The following is a 4,124-nucleotide window of genomic DNA, read 5'->3' as shown; positions in this document are numbered from 1 at the left end:
TGGTCGTGCGCGGTGCCCGCCAGGTTGTGCGCCAGGCTGGAGAGATTCGCCTGGGTGTCATAGCCGTAGCTGGTGCTGGTGCCGTTGCCCAGCGTCACCGTGGTGCGCCGGCTCAGGTCGTCGTAGGTGTAGCTGGCCAGATTGGCGCTGCCGTTCTCCTTGAGGGCCGTCGGGCGGTTGAACGCGTCGAGATGGCTTTGTGCTGCTACCAGTGACGGATAGAAGTTTGGGATTCTGTCGCCTCTCGCGAAACTACGAGCGCTTGACCAAAGCCCCGAGTAGCCTGTATTTTCTAGTGTTTGCCGTACTTATACTATTGGTGGTCGCCTTGGCGCTAGCCGTGACGAGAAGTTCATAGCACGCTCTATAGCTAATTGCAACAGGAATCTTCATTTCCAGCGCTTAGTAAGGCCCAGGTTTAATCAATTTTTTCTCCAGCCCAAATATTAGCTCTTCAACTTTCAAGCGTTCAGAATCCGTCAATCCCCTACGCTCTTCCACTATATCAACATTAATCTGTTCGAGTTCCAAGACGATTGCAAAAACCTCATGCTCCCAAAAATTCTGATCAAATGCGCGAGCGGCGCCTTCCAGCTTGGATAGAAGCCCCCCAAGAGATACTTTACCCTCACGGAAGTCAGAAATAACAAGGCGCATTTGCGTGATTTGGCGTTTTTTAAAATCGTTCATTATTGCAACCCTTTATTTCGTTATAACTGTGATAACCTTTCCATCTTCAGTAACCACCGAGAGTCGTCCATCAGAGCTAGTATGCACAATTCTGCCCGGCTTGTTACCCGGTGTCTGATTGCCATTTTGTATGACATCTTCGACAGGTGTCGGTGTAACGCCACGTCCTTGCATTTGATCGAGGGAGTGACCAGTATAATCTCGTCCGCCAATAGTCGCCGGCTCATTCGTACCATCTGTCACGTCCATTGGTGATCCGCGCTGACCAGTCGGCGTACTCGGATCTTTGTCTCCTTCACTCTGATTAAGAATCAGATTCCGACATCCAGAGGAGAGCATGCAACCAGTCCCGAGAACGGCCGGGACTGCCGTCCACGGGTTCAGATACAAGGGCACCGGCAAGAGCTGTGCCACCTGAACGCTGCCACTAGAATCAGTCAAGCTGCTATTAAGGTACGCAGCCTCTTGACTACTCAGCCCTCTTGGATCATTCCGATTGATGGGATTGTTTCCCACATAGGCATACAGGTTCAAGTCGTCCTGCGTCCCAATCGGATCGGTCTGCAGGAACCGCCCCAGGCGGGGATCGTAGAAGCGGGCCTTGTAGTGGTAGAGGCCCAGATCGCCCATGAACTGCTGGCCCGTGTACCTGAAGCGCTGGCCCGCCGTGGTGTTGGACTCGCCGTACGGCCCGTAGCCGTAGAGCGCCGTGCCCGCGCCCGTGGCGTCCGCCGTGGCCACGATGGAGCCCAGGTGGTCCGCATACAGCCAGCTCTTGTTGGCCGTGGTGGCGCCGCTATAGGCCACGATGGGCTCGTCGACGCCCGGCCCGTGCACCCATCGGCTCTGCATGGCGCCCGCGCCGTCGTACTCGGCCACCAGGGCCACCCCGTCGTAGGCCTTGTCCAGCGTGGCGCCCGCCACCACGCTCTGGCGCAGCCGCCCTTCGGCGTCGTAGGCGAGCGTGGCGCTCGTGCCGGCCTTGCTGGCGCTCCTGAGCCGGTTGTTCTCGTCGTAGCCGTAGCTCCAGGTGCCGTCGCCCGTCAGGTTGCCGTTGGCGTCGTGCGTGCCAGGCAACGCCACCAACGGCACCCGCAGCTACAGCTGTGCATGGCAATTAATTAGAATCCAACTATAATTATTCTTAGATCGATATTGACAAGTGTGTTATCTGCCTCTACTTCTTTCGAAGATTCGGAAACACTTCAACCCCAATATTCACACCCAGCGCCACGGCACGCCCCATGGTTTTAAGGCTCAACTCGTCTCCAATGTTGACCTCCCCGGAGAGTTGCGCGATTATGACAATTTTCCCGCCTACTGCGGCGCGAACATCCTGAACAAACGCCACCTTGTCTTCCAGCCATCCGAGCACATGGTCTATTTCCTCAAAAAAGTAACGTCCACCCTCCGTCCAATTTACAAGAGACCACATGGTGTCCGATTTCCCAGGATCATCAAAATTCCATGAATAGGTAGGTTGTGCGTTTAGACATGCATTAATATCTTTAACTGATAATGTTGGATGCCGAATAAGCACACGAATGCCATATAGCCACTGCAACGCTGGCTCTTGGTCAAATTGATCTTTGCTCATCAAGTTTTTCTCCGAGGCCTTAATTTAACTATCTTTTCCAAGGAGGCTCACGATCTTTACCACGGCGGCCACTTGCTTCGCTTCCACCGATCATGTCGGCCGCGTTCCCCGTGTTTTCCCAAGTGCCTCCAGGACGTTGCACCCAAACTTCGCCCGATGGTGTTATCCGCACATTGTCTCTTGGCCCGGCGCCACTTTGGCCTTTTATCTCATTATGGTCACCTGACCATTTGGTGCCATCGATAGGTTTGGAGTCAGGAGGTGGTCTGGCTGCATTCTCTGAACTTTCTGCACCTTCGTTAAACACCCACCCATTGCCCGTGAGCGTCCCATCGGCCACCGAGCTGGGAAAGGTCAACAAACCCAGACCAATTCCAATGGGTGATGGGCGAAGCCACTGCGCCCCTCTTGCAATCGCCTCGCCGAACTCCCCAAACTGCTCACTCAAAACCGCTGCCGTTCCGCCAGCGAGCAGCACTCCTCGAAGCACACTCGCCTGTTCAGACGACAACCCTCTTGGGTCAATCCGATTCGTTGGATTGTTCCCCACATAGGCATAGAGGTTCAAGTCATCGGCAGTCCCGATGGGATCGGTCTGCAGGAACCGCCCCAGGGCGGGCGAGTAGAACCGGGCCTTGTAGTAGTAGAGGCCCAGATCGCCCATGAGCTGCTGGCCCGTGTACCTGAAGCGCTGGCCCGCCGCGGTGTTGGGCTCGCCGTAGGGCCCGTAGCAATAGAGCTACTTTGATCGACCATTGTTCCAAAAAATAAGGGCAATGATACCTCCTACAATCAACCCAAGCGTTATCGATACTATCAAAACATAGAGCACCCCTAATCCCCCAACAAATGCGGACTCTCCGAAATTTCCCAAAACGTGATTACTGCATTGCAGCCAATTAAACCAGACAATCACCGCGAACTGAACGACTGCCGAAGAGAAAAAAGAAGGAATTTTTCTTAGGAGCAACCAAATGCACGGAACAATCGCAGTCGCAACCCATAATGGCCAATATGCATACCATGGTCGATTGCACAGAGCGACATTCGACGCAATCAGAGTCAACAATGGGACCAAGAAGGCCAACCCTACTATATACGGTCCACACCAGGATTTCGACATTGTAGGCTCCTAATTACTTAGAAGTTTTAGGCGAGGTGCTGAAGGGAGATGATGATATGCCATAGCCAAATTGAATTGCTTGTTGATCTCGCTGATCCTCCCGGCCAATTCCAGAAAAAAAGCCCTGAACTCTAGCCCCCAAAAGTGCAACATCCTTACTAATACCCATGCCATTGAGCGCAGCGCCCCAAATAGCATTGCCGACATAGTCCCGCTGCTCAGCTTGATTGTTAATTATATAAACACTTGTCCAAGGTAAATACTGCTTAGTATCCCAGGATTGCCCCGGAAGGGACTGTATTGCGATTTCGAGCATTGAAGGGGATCCTGTAGCGCCAAATAGGCGAGAACTGGAGATATGCGAGGCCCCCCAGTTAATAATGCTAGAAGTTTGGGATTGATCAAAAACGGCGTCAAACGGACGGCCCTCTATCACAGTTCGTTGGTAAGTTCCAGCTCCCATTGGATAGTTGGTTCCATGACCATCGGAGACCAAATAGTTCATTCCAGGCTGATTTTGATTTGTAATAACTGGATTGTTTTCATTCAGGGGTCCTGCAGAATAAACCAGATCAAATAGACCGGTTGGATCCCTGCGATTGATGGGATTGTTTCCCACATAGGCATACAGGTTCAAGTCGTCCTGCGTCCCAATCGGATCGGTCTGCAGGAACCGCCCCAGGCGGGGATCGTAGAAGCGGGCCTTGTAGTGGT

The 4,124-nt window shown here is 53.2% G+C and carries 4 protein-coding genes and 1 pseudogene; all 5 read right to left on the bottom strand.

The window, feature by feature from the left end:
• Positions 1 to 402: 402 nt before the first annotated feature.
• Complete coding sequence (locus ACX12L_RS22770; protein WP_459264549.1) at positions 403 to 690, bottom strand: hypothetical protein; 288 nt, start codon at positions 688 to 690, stop codon at positions 403 to 405.
• Positions 691 to 702: 12 nt separating this feature from the next.
• Positions 703 to 1,773 (bottom strand): RHS repeat-associated core domain-containing protein, encoded by a 1,071-nt coding sequence (locus tag ACX12L_RS22765; protein WP_459264548.1) that lies wholly within the window; start codon positions 1,771 to 1,773, stop codon positions 703 to 705.
• 94 nt (positions 1,774 to 1,867) lie between these two features.
• Positions 1,868 to 2,287: a hypothetical protein gene (locus ACX12L_RS22760; protein ID WP_459264547.1), complete on the bottom strand. Its 420-nt coding sequence runs from the start codon at positions 2,285 to 2,287 to the stop codon at positions 1,868 to 1,870.
• A gap of 28 nt (positions 2,288 to 2,315) precedes the next feature.
• A pseudogene (locus ACX12L_RS22755) lies at positions 2,316 to 3,005 on the bottom strand (RHS repeat-associated core domain-containing protein); the annotation flags it as partial.
• 418 nt (positions 3,006 to 3,423) lie between these two features.
• The coding region (locus tag ACX12L_RS22750) for an RHS repeat-associated core domain-containing protein (RefSeq protein ID WP_459264546.1) at positions 3,424 to 4,124 on the bottom strand (701 nt) is incomplete at its 5' end.

The sequence above is a fragment of the Alicycliphilus sp. T452 genome, assembly GCF_054512775.1.
Note: the sequence above shows the minus strand (reverse complement) of the source record. Positions and strands in the feature narration are given on the sequence as shown.

Coding starts and splice junctions, on each gene's coding strand:
- ACX12L_RS22770 (WP_459264549.1), bottom strand. CDS start 690: ATGAACGATTTTAAAAAACGCCAAATCACGCAAATGCGCCTTGTTATT.
- ACX12L_RS22760 (WP_459264547.1), bottom strand. CDS start 2,287: ATGAGCAAAGATCAATTTGACCAAGAGCCAGCGTTGCAGTGGCTATAT.